This is a genomic window from Mobilicoccus massiliensis, from assembly GCF_000826525.2.
GTDB lineage: Bacteria > Actinomycetota > Actinomycetes > Actinomycetales > Dermatophilaceae > Mobilicoccus > Mobilicoccus massiliensis.
Genome location: NZ_LN651328.1, coordinates 142,092 through 161,878, shown reverse-complemented (window position 1 = coordinate 161,878; position 19,787 = coordinate 142,092). Strand labels below are relative to the sequence as shown.

The 19,787-nt window shown below is 71.1% G+C and carries 19 protein-coding genes; 12 read left to right on the top strand and 7 right to left on the bottom strand.

What is annotated here, in order from left to right:
* The first annotated feature begins 35 nt into the window (after nucleotides 1–35).
* From BN1197_RS06775 to BN1197_RS06755, 5 genes are all read left to right on the top strand, one after another.
* The gene (locus BN1197_RS06775; RefSeq protein WP_040157554.1) at nucleotides 36–2,633 is read left to right on the top strand and encodes an ATP-dependent Clp protease ATP-binding subunit; all 2,598 of its coding nucleotides are present in this window, start codon (nucleotides 36–38) and stop codon (nucleotides 2,631–2,633) included.
* A gap of 441 nt (nucleotides 2,634–3,074) precedes the next feature.
* Nucleotides 3,075–3,911, top strand: a complete 837-nt coding sequence (gene nadE, locus BN1197_RS06770) for an ammonia-dependent NAD(+) synthetase (RefSeq protein WP_040157553.1) — start codon at nucleotides 3,075–3,077, stop codon at nucleotides 3,909–3,911.
* Nucleotides 3,912–3,970: 59 nt separating this feature from the next.
* Nucleotides 3,971–4,468: an amino-acid N-acetyltransferase gene (locus BN1197_RS06765; protein ID WP_040157550.1), complete on the top strand. Its 498-nt coding sequence runs from the start codon at nucleotides 3,971–3,973 to the stop codon at nucleotides 4,466–4,468.
* On the top strand, nucleotides 4,465–4,926 hold the full coding sequence (locus BN1197_RS06760; protein WP_052466135.1) for a hypothetical protein: 462 nt from the start codon (nucleotides 4,465–4,467) through the stop codon (nucleotides 4,924–4,926). The genes BN1197_RS06765 and BN1197_RS06760 overlap by 4 nt, the downstream gene beginning before the upstream one ends.
* A 336-nt stretch (nucleotides 4,927–5,262) precedes the next feature.
* Entirely contained in the window at nucleotides 5,263–6,090 is an 828-nt protein-coding gene (locus BN1197_RS06755) for a siderophore-interacting protein (protein ID WP_052466134.1), read from the top strand.
* Between the two features lie 5 nt (nucleotides 6,091–6,095).
* Here BN1197_RS06755 and BN1197_RS06750 read toward each other — a convergent pair whose 3' ends face one another.
* The 7 genes from BN1197_RS06750 to BN1197_RS06720 all read right to left on the bottom strand — a co-directional run bounded on the left by BN1197_RS06750 (nucleotide 6,096) and on the right by BN1197_RS06720 (nucleotide 13,593).
* The gene (locus BN1197_RS06750; RefSeq protein WP_040157547.1) at nucleotides 6,096–7,100 is read right to left on the bottom strand and encodes an ABC transporter ATP-binding protein; all 1,005 of its coding nucleotides are present in this window, start codon (nucleotides 7,098–7,100) and stop codon (nucleotides 6,096–6,098) included.
* Nucleotides 7,097–7,918 carry an ABC transporter permease gene (locus BN1197_RS06745; RefSeq protein ID WP_040157544.1) on the bottom strand — a complete coding sequence of 274 codons (822 nt, stop codon included), beginning with the start codon at nucleotides 7,916–7,918 and terminating at the stop codon, nucleotides 7,097–7,099. Before BN1197_RS06745 ends, BN1197_RS06750 begins: the two co-directional genes overlap by 4 nt.
* Nucleotide 7,919: 1 nt before the next feature.
* A complete protein-coding gene (locus BN1197_RS06740) occupies nucleotides 7,920–8,714 on the bottom strand; it encodes an ABC transporter permease (RefSeq protein WP_040157541.1) in 795 nt (264 codons plus the stop codon).
* A gap of 329 nt (nucleotides 8,715–9,043) precedes the next feature.
* Nucleotides 9,044–9,952, bottom strand: coding sequence for an HhH-GPD family protein (locus BN1197_RS06735; protein WP_245851844.1), 909 nt, complete (start codon nucleotides 9,950–9,952; stop codon nucleotides 9,044–9,046).
* A 58-nt stretch (nucleotides 9,953–10,010) separates the two neighbouring features.
* Entirely contained in the window at nucleotides 10,011–11,081 is a 1,071-nt protein-coding gene (gene disA / locus BN1197_RS06730) for a DNA integrity scanning diadenylate cyclase DisA (RefSeq protein WP_040157537.1), read from the bottom strand.
* Between the two features lie 110 nt (nucleotides 11,082–11,191).
* Nucleotides 11,192–12,598 carry a DNA repair protein RadA gene (radA, locus tag BN1197_RS06725; RefSeq protein ID WP_040157534.1) on the bottom strand — a complete coding sequence of 469 codons (1,407 nt, stop codon included), beginning with the start codon at nucleotides 12,596–12,598 and terminating at the stop codon, nucleotides 11,192–11,194.
* Between the two features lie 188 nt (nucleotides 12,599–12,786).
* The gene (locus tag BN1197_RS06720; protein WP_040157531.1) at nucleotides 12,787–13,593 is read right to left on the bottom strand and encodes a DUF3109 family protein; all 807 of its coding nucleotides are present in this window, start codon (nucleotides 13,591–13,593) and stop codon (nucleotides 12,787–12,789) included.
* A 186-nt stretch (nucleotides 13,594–13,779) separates the two neighbouring features.
* Here BN1197_RS06720 and BN1197_RS06715 point away from each other — a divergent pair, with 186 nt between their 5' ends.
* The 7 genes from BN1197_RS06715 to BN1197_RS06685 all read left to right on the top strand — a co-directional run bounded on the left by BN1197_RS06715 (nucleotide 13,780) and on the right by BN1197_RS06685 (nucleotide 19,627).
* Nucleotides 13,780–14,754 (top strand): Ppx/GppA family phosphatase, encoded by a 975-nt coding sequence (locus tag BN1197_RS06715; RefSeq protein WP_052466214.1) that lies wholly within the window; start codon nucleotides 13,780–13,782, stop codon nucleotides 14,752–14,754.
* A 25-nt stretch (nucleotides 14,755–14,779) separates the two neighbouring features.
* The gene (locus tag BN1197_RS06710) at nucleotides 14,780–15,580 is read left to right on the top strand and encodes a sugar phosphate isomerase/epimerase family protein (protein WP_040157528.1); all 801 of its coding nucleotides are present in this window, start codon (nucleotides 14,780–14,782) and stop codon (nucleotides 15,578–15,580) included.
* Nucleotides 15,581–15,711: 131 nt separating this feature from the next.
* The gene (locus BN1197_RS06705; RefSeq protein WP_052466133.1) at nucleotides 15,712–16,146 is read left to right on the top strand and encodes a hypothetical protein; all 435 of its coding nucleotides are present in this window, start codon (nucleotides 15,712–15,714) and stop codon (nucleotides 16,144–16,146) included.
* Nucleotides 16,121–16,690: a proline dehydrogenase family protein gene (locus BN1197_RS06700; RefSeq protein WP_082043697.1), complete on the top strand. Its 570-nt coding sequence runs from the start codon at nucleotides 16,121–16,123 to the stop codon at nucleotides 16,688–16,690. The genes BN1197_RS06705 and BN1197_RS06700 overlap by 26 nt, the downstream gene beginning before the upstream one ends.
* A 204-nt stretch (nucleotides 16,691–16,894) precedes the next feature.
* Complete coding sequence (proC, locus tag BN1197_RS06695) at nucleotides 16,895–17,725, top strand: pyrroline-5-carboxylate reductase (RefSeq protein WP_052466131.1); 831 nt, start codon at nucleotides 16,895–16,897, stop codon at nucleotides 17,723–17,725.
* A gap of 126 nt (nucleotides 17,726–17,851) precedes the next feature.
* Nucleotides 17,852–18,361 (top strand): GNAT family N-acetyltransferase, encoded by a 510-nt coding sequence (locus tag BN1197_RS06690; protein WP_040157526.1) that lies wholly within the window; start codon nucleotides 17,852–17,854, stop codon nucleotides 18,359–18,361.
* A gap of 75 nt (nucleotides 18,362–18,436) precedes the next feature.
* A complete protein-coding gene (locus tag BN1197_RS06685; protein WP_040157523.1) occupies nucleotides 18,437–19,627 on the top strand; it encodes an acetoin utilization protein AcuC in 1,191 nt (396 codons plus the stop codon).
* Nucleotides 19,628–19,787 lie beyond the last annotated feature (160 nt).

Genomic DNA, 19,787 nt, shown 5'->3' with positions numbered 1-19,787 from the left:
CATCGAGACATCTCGATAGCGAGGAGCGAAGATTCATGTTCGAGAGGTTCACCGATCGCGCTCGGCGCGTGGTGGTGCTTGCGCAGGAAGAAGCGCGCATGCTCAACCACAACTACATCGGCACCGAGCACATCCTGCTCGGCCTCATCCACGAGGGCGAGGGGGTCGCCGCCAAGGCCCTGGAGAGCCTCGGCATCTCGCTCGACGCGGTGCGCGAGCAGGTGCAGGAGATCATCGGCAAGGGCCAGCAGGCCTCCAGCGGGCACATCCCCTTCACGCCGCGGGCCAAGAAGGTCCTCGAGCTGTCACTGCGTGAGGCGCTGCAGCTCGGCCACAACTACATCGGCACCGAGCACATCCTCCTCGGCCTCATCCGCGAGGGCGAGGGCGTCGCTGCCCAGGTGCTGCAGAAGCTCGGCGCCGACCTGCCGCGCGTGCGTCAGCAGGTCATCCAGCTGCTCTCGGGTTACCAGGGCGGCAAGGAGACCGCGGGCGCCGGTGTCGGCGGCCAGTCCACCTCGGGTGAGGGCACCCCGGCGGGCTCGCTCGTCCTCGACCAGTTCGGCCGCAACCTCACGCAGGCCGCACGCGAGGGCAAGCTCGACCCCGTCATCGGGCGCAGCAGCGAGATCGAGCGCGTCATGCAGGTGCTCTCGCGCCGCACCAAGAACAACCCGATCCTCATCGGCGAGCCCGGCGTCGGCAAGACGGCCGTCGTCGAGGGTCTCGCGCAGGACATCGTCAAGGGCGAGGTGCCCGAGACGCTCAAGGACAAGCACATCTACACCCTCGACCTCGGCGCCCTCGTCGCCGGGTCGCGCTACCGCGGTGACTTCGAGGAGCGCCTCAAGAAGGTGCTCAAGGAGATCAAGACCCGCGGCGACATCATCCTGTTCATCGACGAGATCCACACGCTCGTCGGCGCGGGCGCGGCCGAGGGCGCGATCGACGCCGCGAGCATCCTCAAGCCGATGCTCGCCCGCGGTGAGCTGCAGACCGTCGGTGCCACGACGCTCGACGAGTACCGCAAGCACATCGAGAAGGACCCGGCCCTCGAGCGCCGCTTCCAGCCCATCCAGGTCGCGGAGCCGACGCTGAGCCACGCCATCGAGATCCTCAAGGGTCTGCGCGACCGGTACGAGGCGCACCACCGCGTCTCGATCACCGACGCGGCCCTCGTGGCGGCGGCCAACCTCGCCGACCGGTACGTCAACGACCGGTACCTGCCCGACAAGGCCATCGACCTCATCGACGAGGCCGGCGCCCGCCTGCGCATCAAGCGCATGACGGCTCCGCCGGACCTGCGCGAGTTCGACGACAAGATCGCGCACGTGCGGCGCGAGAAGGAGTCGGCCATCGACGGGCAGGACTTCGAGAAGGCCGCCAAGCTGCGCGACGACGAGAAGCAGCTCATCGAGGCCAAGAACAAGCGCGAGAAGGAGTGGAAGGCCGGCGACATGGACGTCGTGGCCGAGGTCGACGAGGAGATCATCGCCGAGGTGCTCGCCGCCTCGACCGGCATCCCGGTGTTCAAGCTCACCGAGGAGGAGTCGACCCGCCTGCTCAACATGGAGGACGAGCTCCACAAGCGCATCGTCGGCAACGACGACGCGATCAGGGCGCTCTCGCAGGCGATCCGCCGCACGCGTGCGGGCCTGAAGGACCCGCGCCGTCCCGGTGGCTCGTTCATCTTCGCCGGCCCCACCGGTGTCGGTAAGACCGAGCTCGCCAAGGCGCTCGCCGAGTTCCTCTTCGGTGACGAGGACGCCCTCATCACCCTCGACATGTCGGAGTTCGCCGAGAAGCACACGGTCTCGCGGCTGTTCGGCTCGCCTCCCGGCTACGTCGGGTACGAGGAGGGCGGTCAGCTCACCGAGAAGGTGCGGCGCAAGCCGTTCTCGGTCGTGCTGTTCGACGAGGTCGAGAAGGCACACGCCGACATCTTCAACTCGCTCCTGCAGATCCTCGAGGACGGACGCCTCACCGACGCGCAGGGTCGGGTCGTCGACTTCAAGAACACGGTCATCATCATGACGACCAACCTCGGTACGCGGGACATCTCCAAGGCCGTCTCGCTCGGGTTCGCGCCCGACGCGACCAGCGGCTCCAACTACGAGCGCATGAAGAACAAGGTGCAGGACGAGCTCAAGCAGCACTTCCGCCCCGAGTTCCTCAACCGCGTCGACGACATCGTCGTGTTCCCGCAGCTGTCCGAGGACGAGATCGTGCAGATCGTCGACCTCATGGTGGCTCGGCTCGACGAGCGCCTCAAGGACAAGGACATGGGCGTCGAGCTCACGCCCGCGGCCAAGAAGCTGCTCGCCAAGCGCGGCTACGACCCGGTGCTCGGTGCGCGACCGCTGCGCCGCGCCATCCAGCGCGACATCGAGGACATGCTCTCGGAGAAGATCCTCTACGGAGAGATCGGCTCGGGCGAGCTCGTCTCGGTCGACGTCGAGGGTGAGGGTGACGACGTGAAGTTCACGTTCGAAGGGACGAAGAAGGACTTCGACCCGACGCCCGTGCCCGAGCACGCGGCCGGCAGCGCCAGCGAGAGCGCTCCGGAGACCACCCACGGTGGTGGCGGCGGATCCGCCGCCGGCGCCGCGGAGCCGGAGGCCGGCGCGAACTGACCCGCCGACCCGGCCGGCCGGCGCTCGCTGGAGTGATCGGGTCGGCCGGGGTGCGCGGGGTGCGCGGGGTGCACGGGGTGCGCAGAGTGACGAGGGGCCGGAGGACATCGTGTCCTCCGGCCCCTCGTCGTGTTCGGCGGGCCGGCGCCCCGTCCCGGGAGTCGAACAGGAGACCGCGGGAGTCGCGCGAGTCCCACAGGAGGCCACGTGAGTTCGCGAGAGTCCGGCATGAGTCCGCGAGAGTTCGTGCGCGTCCGACGCGGCACGGGTGGCGTCGGACCAGGCCGCCCACCTGCGGTTTCTGCTCGACGTCGCCGCGGAACGGTCACGTGCGAGGCGCACGTGACAGATGAGGCGGAGGGTTGCCGGAGGGCGCTTCTAGACTGGCCGGAACGACAGCACCCCAGGCCCACAGCACGCCGTCACCCACGGAGGCGCCCGATGAACGATCCAGAGCTGCAGCGACGCATCGCGATCGAACTCGAGGTCACCCCACCCGAGCGGTTCGACCCGGCCGAGCAGGTCGAGAAGCGGGTCGGCTTTCTCGCCGACTACCTGCGACGCACGAAGACCAAGGGATACGTGCTCGGCATCAGCGGCGGGGTCGACTCGACCCTGGGAGGCCGGTTGTGCCAGCTCGCCGTCGAGCGGGTGCGCGACGAGGACGGCGTGGCCGACGTGCGGTTCGTCGCCATGCGCCTGCCGTACGGGGTGCAGGCCGACGAGTCCGACGCCCGGGCCGCGCTCGAGTTCATCCGCCCCGACGAGACGCTCACCGTCGACGTGGCACCGGCCAGTGACGCGATGTGGGAGGCGTGCGTGAGTGCCGGCATGACCGAGCCCGCCAACGCCCACTTCGTCCGCGGCAACGTCAAGGCGCGCGAGCGCATGATCGCCCAGTACGCGGTCGCGGGCGCCCGGGGAATGCTCGTCGTCGGCACCGACCAGGCGGCCGAGGCGGTCGTCGGCTTCTACACCAAGTTCGGCGACGGGGCCTGCGACGTCACGCCGCTGACCGGGCTGCCCAAGCGGCGGGTGCGTGAGCTCACGCGCTACCTCGGTGGGTCCGACCAGGTCGTCGACAAGGTTCCCACGGCCGACCTCGAATCCGACCGGCCTCTGCTCGCCGACGAGGTCGCGCTCGGCGTGACGTACGCCGAGATCGACGACTACCTCGAGGGCGAGGACGTCTCCGCCGAGGCGGAGGCGACCATCACCGGCTGGTACCACCGCACCGCGCACAAGCGGGCGCTCCCGGTCACCCCGGGCCGCGCATGACCACCCTCTCCGACGCCCCGGGGCGCGTGCCGGGTACGGCTCCTCGCCATACTGTCCCGATGATCGAGGTCGTCCCCGCCCGCACCAGCGACGTCGACGGCATCCGTGCCCTCGTCGAGCCCCAGGCCGGCAAGCGCGTGCTGCTGGCCAAGGAACGCGTCGCCTACTACGAGACCGTTCCCGAGTTCCGGGTCGTGCACGACGACGCGGGCGAGGTCGTGGGGTGCGGCGCCCTGCACGTGATGTGGAAGGACCTCGCGGAGGTCCGCACGCTCACGGTGCGCGCCGACCACAAGGGCACCGGCGTCGGCGCCGCCATCCTGCGACGACTGCTCGACGACGCCCGCGACCTCGGCGTCTCCCGGGTGTTCTGCCTGACGTTCGAGACCGCGTTCTTCGGTCGCCACGGCTTCGCCGAGATCGAGGGCATCCCCGTCGAGCACGAGGTCTACGCCGAGCTGTTGCGCTCCTACGACGAGGGTGTCGCCGAGTTCCTCGACCTCGAACGCGTCAAGCCGAACACCCTCGGCAACACCCGGATGCTGAAGATCCTGTGAGCCGGCGCAAGAAGTCCGCGGCGGCGGAATCCGCGCAGCAGAAGGCTGCCACCGACCAGGGCACCCGGCGAGCCTCCGGGCGCAAGACCTCTGCGGCGGCGGAGTCGTCGCAGGTGGGGATCACCGTGTGCCGAGAGTGCTGGGCCGGTGACGGCTACGAGGTCGTCGGTCGGGTGCCGCTGGAGGGGCTGGGCACGCGGGCCGACGTCCGCTCCCGATCCGTCGAGTGCTTCGACGTGTGCGAGGGCGACAGCGTCACCGTCGTCCAGCCCTCGCCCGCCGGTCGTCGAGCGGGTGGGCGCCCCTGCTGGTTGCGCGACACGCACGATCCCGACGTGCGCGCCGCCCTGTCCACGTGGCTCGACGAGGGCGGTCCGGGCATCGCCGACGAACCCGACGTCATCGCCATCCACGCCTTCACCCCGCCCCGCCGCGTCCGGGTGGAACACGAGGACTGACGACACACCGCCCGAGTCCTCGCGCCGGCCGAACAGTGCGACGGTCGCTCGGCGAGCACGGCGGGCACACGTTCCGTGGTCGGTGCACCCCTCCGGCTCTCCGTACGACCCGCCGACCCTCCATGCACCCCTTCGCTCATCGATGCACGTCTTCGGGTCTCGATGTCCGTCTTCAGTTCTCGATGCACGTCTTCGACGGCGTGCCGGATGTATCGAACCCGTGCACGGATCGAGCACGCTGTCGATGTCCGTCACCCTCTCCGAGCAAACGCCGGTCCCGGCCGCCTGCCGCGGTGTTAGGTTAGGCGCACCTAATCTGCGACGAAGGGTCGGTTCATGGGGTCGGTGCTCGAGCGTGGGGTCGTGGCGGCGTACTCCGCCGTCGCGTCGGCGACGATGGCGGTGCCGCCGAAGCGCACCTCGTGTCCGCAGTTCGTCGCGCGGGTGGCCGGCGTGCGGGATCTGTCGCCGATGTTCCGGCGGGTGACACTCGACGCCCCCGAGCTCGAGACGCTCGAGCGGCTCGGCGCCGACGAGTACGTCGGACTCTTCATGCCGCGACCGGGCGTCCCGGTGCAGCTGCCGCCGGCCGGCGACAACCCCCGCGGTGAGCTCACCCGCGTCCCCGAAGACGTGCGGCCAGACCTGCGGTGGTACACCATTCGCGCCCAACGCGGTTCGCAGATCGACATCGACATCGTCAACAGCGCCCACGACGGGCCGGGGGCGCGGTGGACCCGCGCCGTTCGGCCCGGCGACGAGGTCGGAGTGCGAGTGCAGGGGGCGTTGTACGCGGGCGCACCGGCAGGCGGCCATCAGGTACTCCTCGCCGACGAGACCGGCCTGCCCGGCCTGCTCGCGATCCTCGAGGCCCACCCCGATCGCGCTCTCACCGCGCTCGTCGAGGTGCCGACGGCCGAGTTCGTCCACGACGAGGTCGTCGCTGCCGGTGTGCCGGTGGTTCTGCGCGGTGACTCCGCCCCCGGATCGGCGCTGCTCGCCGAGCTCGAACAGGCGATCGTCGCGCCGATCGACTACGCGTGGGTCTGTGCCGAGGCCGGCACGATCGCCGCATGCCGGCGTCACCTCGTCAAGCAGCGGGGCGTGTCACGACGCGCCGTCATGGCCAGTGGATTCTGGCGAGTGGGCGCCCCGCGTCCCTGACCGCGTCACGCCTCGTCGTGTGACGCCGCCTGCCGGTAGACGTGCCGGACGACGTCCTCGATGTCGGGCTCCTCGATGGACAGGTCACGCACCTCGGCGTGCGCGGAGACCGCGTCGAGCAGCCGGGCGGCGGAGACCCGCTCGGCGTCGAAGGCGAACCGGTGACGCAGGCCGTCGGCCTCCGAGCCCAGGTGGTCGACACCGTCCAGCGCACGGCCGTCGGGGCCGCGGAGGGCGATCGAATCGGGTTTCGGGAGTTCGAGATCGACGACGAGCATCCGCCGAGCCCCGACCGAGCGGGCCAGCGAGGGCAGGTCGCCGTCATAGACGAGCCGCCCTGAATCGACGAGCAGCACCCGGTCGCAGAGGTGGGCGATGTCACTCATGTCGTGGGTCGTGAGCAGGAGTGTCGTGCCGTGGCGTTCGCGTTCGGTACGCAGGAACGCGCGTAGTCGCGCCTTGCTCAGCACGTCGAGGCCGATCGTCGGTTCGTCGAGCACGACGAGTTCGGGGGAGTGCAGCAGCGCGGCGGCCAGTTCGCCCCGCATCCGCTGGCCGAGGGAGAGTTGCCGCACCGGGGTGTCGAGAAATCCGCCGAGTTCGAGCGCCTCGACGAGTTCGGCCGTGCGTCGGTGTTCGTCGGCGGAGGTGAGGCCGTGGACGGCGGCGAGGATCGGGTAGGTGTCGCGCAGTGGCAGATCCCACCAGAGTTGGCTGCGCTGGCCGAAGACGACGCCGATACGACGGGCCAGGTCACGGCGTTGCCGGCTCGGGTCGAGACCGCACGTGCGCACGGCGCCCGAGGTGGGGGTGAGGATGCCCGCGAGCATCTTGATCGTCGTCGACTTGCCCGCCCCGTTCGCGCCGATGTATCCGACGGCCTCGCCGCGGGCGACGGTGAACGTGAGCTCGTCGACGGCGCGCACGACGCGGCGGGCGAACCGGGCTCCGGCCCGGCGCACCGTGAACTCGCGGGTGAGGGCGATGCTCTCGATGACGGGGGTGTTCATCCGCCGCCTCCTTGGTAGTGACGGGTTCCGAGGCGCCAGCACCCCAGCGCGAGCACCCACGTCCACACGGCGACGAGCGGTGCCGCCCAGGCGAACTGGGGGCCGAGCCACGGCAACGCGGCGGGCGCGGGCAGGTCGAGCAGCCCGAGCATGGGCACGTACCCGGTGAAGGCGACGGGCACGGCGAAGACGAACGCCACGATCAGCCCGGGACCGAAGATCGACGCCGGCTGCTGGGAGGCGTACCGCCCGCCGTAGGTGAAGGCGTTGGTCATCTCCTCGGCGTCGACGAGAAAGAACTGCAGGCCGGCGGCCGCGACGAACAGGGCTCCGAACAGGGCGATCGACGAGATGAGCGCGAGCACGAGCAGCAGCACCGTGGCCGGCGACCACGCGATGTCGACGGCGGTGAGAGCCCATCCCAGGACGACGACCGAGAGCGCGGCCCACCCGACGCGACGCAGCGCGACCTCGCTCGTCACGAGTTGCCCCAGCACCGAGAGCGGACGCAGGTAGAACGCGTCGAGCGTGCCCGCGCGCAGGTAGCGGGTGATGCGGTCGACGTGACCGAACAACACCTGCGAGAACGAGAATCCGACGTGCGCGATGCCGAACAGCAGGCAGATCTGGGGGAACGTCAATCCGCCGAGGCTGCGCACGTTGTGAAAGACGATCCAGACCTCGGCGAACTCGACGGCGCCGGTGAGCACCGACGCGAGGACGTCGAGCGCGAAGGAGGTCGTGTAGACGCTCTGGCTGCGTACTCGTGAGGCGAGCAGCGCCCGGTAGGCGCGGGCCGAGCGCGCGAGATCGGTCACGTCAGCCTCCTTGCACGACGAGTCGGCGAGTGCCGGCAGCGAGCATCAGGCGTCCGGCGACCGTGAGGCCCGCGAGCCACAGCATCTGGACGCCGAGATGGTTCCATGCATCGACGCCGGTCACGCGGCCGGAGAGGACATCCACCGGGAGTTGCAACATCGCCGGGAACGGGGTGAGGGCCGCGAGGGTCTGCAGCCACGAAGGCATGAGCGCGAGTGGAAAGACGAGCCCGGAGAAGAAGCCCGAGGCGACCATGTAGAGCGTCTGAAGTCCCCGGGTCTCGACGATCCAGAACGACGTGAGCTGCAGAAGGAAGCGCGAGAGGAACGAGACGACGACCCCCGTGACCGCCGCGGCCACGCCGAGAATCCACGAGCTCGGGGCCGCGGGCAGAGCGAGACCCACGGTGAGCGCACCGACGGCGAGGGTCGGGAGTCCGCGGAGCACCGCGGCGGCACCCGCCCGGCCGAGGTCCTGGGCGAGGTAGGTCGTCATGAGATCCAACGGGCGCGCGAGGTCCACCGCGATGTCCCCGGTGCGCACTCGCTCGGTGATCTCGTTCGTCCCCCAGATCGCCAGGGCGCCGATCGACGCTTGCGTGAGCCAGTTGTAGGTCATCAGGCTGTCGGCCGAATAGCCGCTCGCCGCAACGCTCGCCGCGCCGGCGATCGCGAGCAGCACCGCGCCGCGGATGTACCCGAACGTCACGTTCGCGACGACGCCCGCAAGAGCCGCGAGCCGGTAGGCGGTGAAGCGGCGGAAGCCCGCGACCACGAGCACGACGAACACCCGCACCCAGGCGGCGAACGCGAACGACGAACACCCGCACCCAGGCGGCGAACGCGAACAGGGCGGCGGCAGAGGAGGGCTGGTGTTCGCGCGGGCGGGTGGGCGCGGCACTGGACACAGTCGCTCAACCTAACTCACGAGCGACGCGTGTCGTGCTTTTGTGCCGCCACGAGGCGTGGTGGCGTCGGGGCCTTGGGCGGGTCGTCCCCGAACTCGCGCAAGAAAGACCGGTCACGCGCGCGGTCGTACGAGGCGGCGCGCCTGTGACCTGGGGCGATGCCGGTCGCCGCGTCGCGGAGAGGTCGCGTGACCGGTCTTTGTTGCGTGACTTTGCGTCAGACCGGCAGTCGGTACTGTTCGAGGCCGTCGGTAACCGGCTCGACGAGCCCGTCCTCGATGAGACCGGCGAGGCAGCGCGCACGTTTCGCGTCGTCGTCGGGCCAGGCGGCCACGAGGTCGGCGGCCGAGAGAGGGTGAGCCGACTCGCGAAGCAGCGCGAGGATGCGCCCGCGCACCTGCCGATCGGTGCCGGCCCAGGACTGGCCCCGACGCGGCGGGCCGCCGTAGGCGGGCGACCCGGCGGCCCGCCAGACGCAGAGGTCCTCGACGGGGCAGGCCGCGCACCGCGGTGCGCGCGCCGTGCAGACGAGGGCGCCGAGTTCCATGACGGCGACGTTCCAGGTCGCGGCGTCGGCATCGTCGGCGGGCAGCAGCGAGGTGGCGAGAGCGGTCTCCGCCCTGGTCAGGGTGGGTGCAGGGAGCGCGACGCCGGTGACCAGGCGGGCCTCGGCCCGGCGCACGTTCGTGTCGACCACGGTGCTGCGCGTGCCGAAGGCGAACGCGGCGACGGCGGCCGCCGTGTAGGCCCCGACTCCCGGCAACGCGAGCAGCGCCTCCACCTCGCGCGGCACCTCTCCGCCGTGGCGCTCGACCATCGCCTGCGCTGCCTCACGTAGTCGGAGGGCTCGGCGTGGATAGCCGAGCCGGTTCCACAGGCGCACCGCCTCGCCCGGGGAGTCCGCAGCGAGATCGGCCGGCGTGGGCCAGCGGTCCATCCACGCGAGCCACGCCGGTTCGACGCGCGCGACGGGGGTCTGCTGGCTCATCACCTCCGAGACGAACACGCCCCACGGGGTGGAGCCGGCGCGCCGCCACGGGAGGTCTCGACCGGCCCGGGAGTACCAGTCGAGGATGCGTCGATGCAGGTCGTCGACGGCCGGTGGAGCAGGGGAGAGCGGTGCCACGCTGCGGGAGTCTGCCAGAGCCCGACCCCGGCCGGCGGCCACGCCTGCTGTCAGCCTCTCAGACGTAGCGCTCGAGGATGCTCGACTCGGCGAGCCGGGACAGCCCGTCGCGCACGGCGCGCGCACGCCCCTCGCCGACGCCGTCGACGCGCTGCAACTCGTCGAGGTTGGCGGCGAGCAGGCGCTGCAGACCTCCGAAGTGCTCGACGAGGCGCTCGACGATGACCCCGGGCAGGCGCGGGACCTTCGAGAGGATCCGGTAGCCGTTGGGGCTCGTGGACTCGTCGAGGGTCTCGGGCAGGGTCGAGTAACCGAGCGCAGCGGAGGCCGAGGCGACGTCGAGCAGCGCGGTCTGCGACAACGAGCCGAGGGACTCGATGACGTCCTCGGGCGTGCGCTCGAACATCGGGCTGAGGTAGTCGCGGATGACGAGGTCGCGGTCGCGGTCGATGCCGCTGGTGAGCTCGGCGAGCTGCAGGCTGAGCAGCCGGCCGTCGGTGCCGAGTTCGACGACGTAGCCGGAGATCTCGTCGCGGATGCGCTGCACCATCTCGAGTCGTTGCAGCACGGCCGCCACGTCGCGGATGGTGACGAGATCCTCGATCTCGAGGGCCGAGAGCGTGCCCATGACCTCGTCGAGGCGGTTCTTGTACCGCTCGAGGGTCTGCAGGGCCTGGTTGCCCTTGCTGATGATGGTGGCGGCGTTCTCGAGCACATGCCGGCGCCCGGCCAGGTAGAGGGCGGCGATCTGCATCGACTGGCTCACCGAGACCACCGGAAAACCCGACTGGATCGACACCCGCTCGGCCGTGCGGTGGCGGGTGCCGGATTCGTTCGTCTCGATCGAGGCGTCGGGCAGGAGTTGGGTCGCGGCCCGCACGATGCGAGAGACCTGACCGTCGACGACGACCGCGCCGTCCATCTTGGCCAGCTCCCGCAGCCGGGTGGCGGAGAACTCGATGTCGAGCGGGAACCCGCCGGTGGCGATGTCCTCGATGACCTTGTCGTACCCGAGCACGATGAGTGCGCCGGTGCGACCGCGCAGGATGCGTTCGATGCCGTCGCGCAACTCGGTGCCGGGAGCGACGGCGGCCAGGGCCTGACGAAGCTCCTCGTCGATCTCGGCCACGAGCTCTCCTCACGCGGGGGACGCGGCCTCGGGTGGCCTGGCCGCGTCTGTGTGGCGCCTCACGGCGTCGCGCGTGGCCGCGGGCCGTTGAGCTGGTCGTATGCCGAAGTCTACCGGCCGGATCCGATGAGGCCCCGCACCGCGTCGGCGAGGCGCTGCACTTGATGCACCTGGAGTCCGCGCGGCATGTCGCCCGCCTCCACCGACCCGGCGGGCACGAGGGCCTGGGTGAAGCCGAGTCTGCCGGCCTCGGCGAGGCGGCGGGCCACACCGGCGGTCGGGCGCAGCTCGCCCGCGAGACCGACCTCGCCGATGACGACGGTGCCGCGGGGGATGGGCCGGTCGGCGAGCGAGCTCGCCATGGCCATGGCCGTCGCGAGGTCGGACGCGGGCTCGGTCAGCCGCACACCGCCGACCGTCGAGACGTAGCAGTCGCATTCGCCGACGGGCATGCGCACGTGCTTGTCGAGCACGGCCAGCACCATCGCGATGCGGGAGTTGTCGAGGCCGCTGGTCGTGCGACGCGGCGATCCGCCACCGGCCTTGGAGAGCAGCGCCTGCACCTCGCACACGAGGGGACGCCTGCCCTCGAGCGTGACCGTGACGCTCGTGCCCGGCACCTCCATGTCTCGGCTGGAGAGGAAGAGCCCGCTCGGGTCGGTGAGGCCGAGGATGCCGCGCTCGCCGAGGTCGAAACAGCCGACCTCGTCGGTGGGCCCGTACCGGTTCTTCACCGCGCGAACGAGGCGCAGCCGGGTGTGCCGGTCGCCCTCGAACTGGACGACGACATCGACGAGATGCTCGAGCACGCGCGGCCCGGCGATGCCCCCGTCCTTGGTGACGTGCCCGACGAGCAGCGTCGACAGATCACGCTCCTTCGCGGCCCCGATGACCGCCGCGGCGACCTCGCGGACCTGCGACACGTTGCCGGCCGCCCCCTCGACCTCGGTGGAGCTGATGGTCTGGACCGAGTCGAGGACGAAGAGGTCGGGGGAGAGCCGATCGATCTGGGCGAGCACGGTGCCGAGATCGGATTCCGCTGCGAGATAGAGGTTGTCGGCCACGGCGTCGATGCGCTCGGCTCGAAGGCGCACCTGGGCGGCCGACTCCTCGCCCGTGACGTAGAGGACCGTCTGCCCGAGCCGAGCCGCACGGGCGGCGACGTCGAGCAGCAGTGTCGACTTGCCGATGCCGGGCTCGCCGGTGACGAGCGCGACCGCGCCCTTGACGAGCCCGCCGCCGAGCACGCGGTCGAACTCCGGCACCCCGGTACTCGTCGCCTGCGCGGCCGTGGCGTCGACCTCGCCGATGGGCCGCGCGGGTCGGGCGACGTTGCCCGCCGGTCGCGTACGACCCGCCGGCGCGCCGTCGATCTCGCTGACCGTGCCCCAGGCCTGACACCCACCGCACCGGCCGACCCACTTGACCGAGGTCCAGCCGCACTCGGTGCAGCGATGCCCGGCGGGTGCAGGGGCGCGGCCGCCCTTGCGGCGGGTGGAGGAGGCGCTCGTCGTCATGCCCGAGACGCTAGACCGAGCCGCCGACAACCCTTGCGACCCGCGGCCGCGCAGGCTCGCCCCAGGTGAGCTCGCGGTGAATCCGTGCACGGCACGATGACGGTGAACACGTCATGCGAGGGGTGCCTCGCGTGCCGGAGACGTGCCTCGAAGACCGCACCCCAGCAGAGTTCGACGACGGACACCCCTCAGGCTTCGTCCCGGGCCGCGAGCGTCGCCGGATGCACGAGCAGCGGCAGCATGCGGGCTCCCTCGGGCATCGCCCGCGCCGCGCGCACTCCCGCGAGGTGCGCCTCGCACCGTTCGACGAGCACGTCGTACGCGGGCCGGCCCATGAGCTCGACGAGTTCGGCCTCCGACGTCACGTACAACGGTGCGCGACCGGTGTGCGCGAGTGGGGACGAGGTGCAGTACCAGTCGAGGTCGTGGCCCCCCGGTCCCCACCCGGCGCGCGTGTACTCGCCGATGGAGATCTCGAGGTACTCGGTGTCGTCCGGCAGCGTCACCGTGCGATAGGTGCGCCGCAGCGGGAGCTGCCAGCACACCTCCGGCTTGGCGGTGTGCGGTTCGAGACCCCGGGCGAGCGCGTACTGATGCAGCGCGCACCCGGCCCCCATCGGTGCCCCCGGCCCGTTGAGCAGGATGCACGCGCCGTCGACGACGCGGGTCTTCTCGGCGCCGTCCTCGACCTCGATCCAGCCGTCGGCGAGGGCCTCGTCGCGCAGCTCCCACTCCTGTGCGCCCAGATCGCGGACCACGGCCTCGACGCGGTCGCGATCGGCGTCCTCGGTGAAATGCGCGCCCAGCACGCAGCATCCGTCGTCGGGTCGGTCACGGTCGATGCCGGGGCATCCGGCGCCGAAGATGCAGTGGTAGTCGGAGGTGAGCCAGGTCAGGTCGCACCGGAACCGCTGCCCGTCCTCGGCCGGATCGTCGAACTCGACCCACGTGCGCGAGTCGGGCTCGCCGAGTTCCCGCTCGGCACCGTTCCCCACGGCGTCGCCGGGCTCTCCGCGCCCTCCGCGCTCTGCTGACGTCACCGCGCCAGGCTACGCGTGGACTGCGCCGAGACAGCCGCCGCTTCGGCCCTCGGGAGGCGCGTTGCTCGGCGGAGGATGAGACGCGGCCGGAAACGGCGGCTGTCTCGGCGCGTGTCGGAGGCGGCGGGTAGTTTTCGGCACATGCGGATGGGAGTCATCGACGTCGGGTCGAACACGGTGCACCTGCTGGTCGTCGATGCGTTCTGGGGCGCGCACCCCATCCCCGCGAGCAAGTACAAGGTCGATCTGCGCCTGTTCGACTACATGAACGCCAAGGGCGTGATCAGCGAGGACGGGGCGGCGCGGCTGCTCGGGTTCGTGCGTGAGTGCCTCGACGTCGCCGACGAGTACGGGGTCGAGACGCTCATGGGGTTCGCGACGAGCGCGATCCGCGAGGCGCCCAACGGCGACGAGATCCTCGACCGCATCCACACCGAGACGGGGGTCGAACTCGTCGTGCTCTCCGGCTCGGACGAGTCGCGGCTGACCTTCCTCGCGGCGCGTCGCTGGCACGGCTGGTCGGCGGGACGCATCTTCATGGTCGACATCGGCGGCGGCTCCCTCGAGCTCGCCTCCGGCATCGACGAGGACCCCGACGTCGCACTGTCGCTCCCGCTCGGGGCAGGGCGCATCACCCGTGAGTACCTGCCCGGCGACCCGCCCAAACCGGCCCAGCTCAAGGTGGTGCGCAAGATGATCCGCACCGAGATCGCCCGGGTCATGCGCGATCTCAACAAGGTGGGCTCGCCCGACCTGTACGTCGGCACGAGCAAGACCATTCGTTCCCTCGCCCGGCTCACGGGAGCCGCCCCGAGCGGCGAGGGCATCTACACGCGGCGCACCCTCTCGCGCACGGGCCTCAAGGAGGTGCTGCCCCAGCTCGCCGCGATGCCGCAGGAGAAGCGCGCGGCGCTGCCCGGCGTCTCGAACACCCGCTCGCGCCAGGTGCTCGCCGGAGCCATGGTCGTCGAGGCCGTGATGGACCTCGCGGGTATCGACGAGATGGTCGTGTGCCCGTGGGCGCTGCGCGAGGGCGTGATCCTTCAGCAGCTCGACCTCATCCCGGCACCGAAGGCGTTCGTGCTCTCGCACGACCCGGACACGGCAGACGCCTGATCGCCGACCCCCTACGCTGAGTCGTATGAGTGGACAGCCCGGCGTGGACGTGACCCTGTCGACCTCGTCCGTCTACCCCCTCGGACCCGCGGCCGCCTTCCAGCTCGCGAAGAAGCTGGGTTTCGACGGTATCGAGGTGATGATTTTCTCCGACCCCACCACCCAGGACGCGATCCAGCTCACCCGGCTCGTCGAGGAGCACGGCCTCCCGATCCACTCGATCCACGCCCCCACGCTGCTCGTCACCCAGCGCGTCTACGGCAATTCGCCCTGGGACAAGGTGGACCGTTCCATCGAGCTGGCCCACGACCTCGACGCCGACGTCGTCGTGCTGCACCCGCCGTTCCGGTGGCAGAAGGAGTACGCCTCGTCCTTCGCCGAGGGTGTCGCGCATCGGGAGGAGACGACCGGCATCACGCTCGCCGTCGAGAACATGTACCCGTGGCGGGCGGGCCGGCACGTGCAGGCCTACCTGCCCGGATGGGACCCGGTGCCGCAGCCCTACGAGCACGTCACCCTCGATCTCTCGCACTCCGCGACGGCCCGTTCCGACGTGCTCGCGATGCAGGCCGATCTCGGCGGGCGCCTCGCCCACGTGCACCTGGCCGACGGCTCGGGCTCGGTCAAGGACGAGCACCTCGTGCCCGGCCGCGGCAAGCAGCCGTGCGCGGAGTTCCTCCGCCGGCTGGGCCCCGCCGGCTACACCGGAGACGTCGTCGTCGAGGTGGGCACCCGCCGGTTCAAGCCGGAGGGCCGCGAGGCGGCGTTGCGCGAGTCCCTCGAGTTCGCACGGACCCACCTCGCCGAGGGCCTGCCCCCGGCCTGACGCCGCGTCCCGCCGCGCGAGGAGGCGCCCGAATCCACCGCTGTCCCGGTGCGGGCCAGCGGTTAGCCTGACGGTGGCGAAGAGCCGGTGGTGAAGAGATGCCCTGCGGGGCCGACTCGGAAGGGGACGGCGTGGAGGCCGCTCGTCTGACCGTGCAGAACACGTTGATCCGGGTGGCGACCGATGCGCGTCTGCGGCGTGCCGCCGAGAACCGCACGATGAGCCACGAGATCGTGCGCCGCTACGTCGCCGGCGAGTCGATCTCCTCGGCGATGGACGTGGCCTCCTGGCTCGAGGAGCGCGGCCGCAGGGTGAGCATCACCCACCTGGTCAGTGAGCCGCACGACCTCGTACGCACCGAGAAGCGGGTCAAGCGCATCCGCAAACTCGTCCGCAGGCTCTCCGACGCCGGCCTCGCCCACGACGGGTTCGCCGACGTGAGCGTGCGGCTCTCGGCGTTCGGCGCCGCGTTGGGCGGGCAGGGGCGGGCGAGCGCCCGAGACCACCTGCGGGCAGGGGCGGGCGAGCGCCCGAGACCACCTGCGCGAGCTCGCCCGCATCGGTGACGAGCACGGCGTCAGCCTCACCGTCGAGGTCGAACCCGCCGTGCCCGCCGACGCCACGATCTCCGCGTTCCACGAGGTCAGGGCCGAGCACCCCACGCTGGGCCTCTCGCTGCAGGCCTGCCTGCGACGCACCGAGTCCGACTGCCGCTCACTCGCGGCCACGGGTGCTCGGGTACGTCTCACCAAGGGCGCCCCGGCCCACGACGCCGACCACTTCCGCCGCGGCGCCGACGTCGACCGCGCGTACGTCCGCGCGGTCCAGCACCTGCTCGAAGGGCGCGGCCCGGTCGTGGTCGCCACCCACGACGAGCGGCTGCTGCAGTTGTCCGAGACCCTCGCGCGCCGCCTCTGCCGCGACCCGTCGACAATCGAGTACCAACTCCGGTACGGGGTCCGCCCCGAGAAGCAGGCCGAGATCGCCGACCGCGGCGACCGGCTGCGGGTCTACGTGCCGTTCGGCGAGGAGTGGTATCCCTACATCGCCCGCCGCGTCGCCGACAGCCCTCGCGAGATCCTCGCCCTCGTCCGCGCCACGACATTCTGAAGTTCTGAACCGGCGCGTTCCGAGCGGTCGCGTCCCGGACGACCGATCCGGCCGATCCCGTTCTGCGCCAGACCCGCCCGGTTCTGAACCGGCGCGTTCCGAGCGGTCGCGTCCCGGACGACCGATCCGGCCGATCCCGTTCTGCGCCAGACCCGCCCGACTCGCCCGCCCCCGACCACCCGGTCGAACCGACAGGAGACGACGATGACCACCGACACTCCCGATCTCTCCGACTTCGACGGCCGCATCGTCTTCCTCGGTGCCGGGGTCATGGGCGGCGCCGTGCTCTCGGGGCTGCTCGAGGCGGGGCTGCCGCCGGAGCACGTCACGGTCACGGATCCGAGCGAGGAGGCCCGTGCCCGCTGGAGCGAGCGCGGCGTCGAGGCGACCGCCGACAACGAGACGGCCGTGGAGGGAGCCGACATCGTCGTCGTCGCCCTCAAGCCCTACCTCGTCGCCGAGGTGCTCGACGAGGTCGCCGGATCGCTCGGCCGTGACACCGTCGTCGTCTCGCTCGCCGCCGGGGTGACGCTCGCGACCCTGCAGGAGCACGCGGGTGCGCAGCTGCCCGTCGTCCGCGTCATGCCCAACACCCCCGCGCTCGTCGGTGAGGGGATGTTCGTCGTCAGCCCCGGCGCGCACTGCACCGACGAGCAGGTCGCCACCGTCGACCGCCTGCTGCAGGCCTGCGGTCACACCGAGGTCGTTGCGGAGTCGATGCAGGACGCCGCCACCGGCCTCTCCGGGTCGGGGCCGGCGTACGTCTTCTACGTCGCGGATGCACTCATCGAGGCCGGCGTCCTCGAGGGCCTCTCGCGCCCCGTCGCGACCCGGCTGGCGGAGCAGACGTTGCTCGGCGCGGCGACGATGCTGCGCGACGGCGACACCCCTGCCGCGATACTCCGCGAGCAGGTCACGAGCCCCGGTGGCTCCACCGCCGCCGCCCTGCGGGCCCTCGACCGGGGAGCCGTGCGCTACCACCTGATCGAGGCCGTCGGCGCGGCCACGCGCAGGTCCGCCGAGCTGGGTGATTGAACGTTCGATCTTCTTGACGGGGAGCGGCTCTCGCCCTTCGGCGGAGGGCAGCGGGCGGCCGCCGAGCGCTGTTACTGTGTTCTGGGCCCCGGGGGCCGATAGGTCGGTTGCGAGGAAAGGAACCTCATGTCGGATCTCTCCGTTCGAGTGCTCTCAGAGGACGAATGGGAGCAGTACCGCGACATGCGCCTGCGGGCCCTCCGCGAGTCGCCGGATGCCTTCGTCGCCGACATCGAGACCGAAGAGGCCTACGACGAGCAGCTCTGGCGCGATCGGATGAACCGCTCCGACCGCCTCGTGGTCACCAGAGACTCCACGCCGGTGGGTATCGCGTCGGTCCGTATGAAGGACGACCTCTTCGACAACGCCGCCGAGCTCTTCAGCCTGTGGGTCGACCCCAAGCTGCGCGGCGAGGGTGTGGCCGCGCGACTCGTCGTCGTGGCCGGTGAGGTCGCCGAGAAGAAGGGCGCCTCCCAGCTCGTCTACTGGGTGGGCACCGACAACGTGCCCGCGGTCGCGTTCGCGAGCAGCTACGGGTTCCGCCCCACCGAGCACCGCCGCGAGCCGCGCACCGACGCCGCCCGGTCGGAGGGCATCGAGGAGGAGATCGCGATGGTGCTGGCGCTGCGGCGCTGATCGCACCGTCGGTGGGCCGTTAATCGGGCGGCCCCTTGGGCCGTCAACCGCTGCGCGGCCCGATAGCGTTCGTGCATGGCACAAGCCCGCATCGTCTGGGACGACTCCTTCACCGGTTACGACTTCGGTGTCGGGCACCCGATGAACCCGATCCGGCTCGACCTCACCGCGAGGTTGTGCCGCTCGTTCGGTCTGTTCGACGACGAGGCCGAGATCATCGCCCCCGACACCCCCGACGATGCGCTGCTCACCCGGGTCCACACCCCGGAGTACATCGACGCCGTCAGGCGCGCCTCGAAGGATCCCGACCACGCCGACGCCCGCTTCGGTCTCGGCACGGAGGACGATCCCGCCTTTCGCGGCATCCACGACATCAGTGCTCGCATCGCCGAGGGCAGCCGTGCCGTGGCCGAGGGCGTCTGGCGCGGCGAGGTCGGGCACGGCGTCAACTTCACCGGCGGCCTGCACCACGCCATGCCGGGCGCCGCGTCCGGCTTCTGCATCTACAACGACGCGGGCGTCGCCATCGACTGGTTGCTCGAACAGGGTGTGGAACGCATCGCCTACGTCGACGTCGACGCCCATCACGGTGACGGCGTCGAGCGCATGTTCTGGAACGACCCGCGGGTGCTGACGTTCTCGATACACGAGACGGGCACGGTCCTGTTCCCCGGCACCGGTTTTCCCGGCGATCTCGGCGGCCCCGACGCGCAGGGCAGCGCGATCAACCTCGCTCTCCCGCCCGGCGTGGGCGACGCCGGGTGGCTGCGCGCGTTCCACGCGGTCGCGCCGGCCGTGCTGCGGGCGTTCCGTCCCCAGGTGCTCGTCACCCAGCACGGCGCCGACTCGCACTTTCGTGACCCGCTCGCCCACCTCTCGGTCTCGGTGGACGCCCAGCGCATCGTGGCCGAGACCCTGCACGACCTCTCCCACGAACTGTGCGACGGCCGCTGGGTCGCGCTTGGCGGCGGGGGGTACGAGGTCGTGCAGGTGGTGCCGCGCACATGGACCCACCTCACGGCCATCGCGATGCACCGCCCCATCCCGGTCGAGACCGAGGTCCCCGCGGGCTGGCTCGACGACGTCGCCGAGCGTCTCGGTGAGGAGCCGCCGCCGGTGATGGGCGACGGCACGTCCGAGCGAGGCCGCATCTGGTGGCGCTCGTGGGAGGTCGGCTACGACCCGGAGAATCCCGTCGACCGCGCCGTCATGCGCACGCGCGAGTCCGTCTTCCCCCACCACGGCCTCGATCTGTGGTTCGACTGAGGGCCGCCTGCAGCATCGGGTGTACGGCATCCGGTGTACGCCGGCCCGGGCGTCGGAGCTACACCTGGCCCCCCGTCCGGCAGAGCAGGGTTCTCGCTGCGTTTTCGTCACCCCGCGCGGCACGGTAGTCTTGGGGCGATCGTCTGTCGTGTCCGGCCGC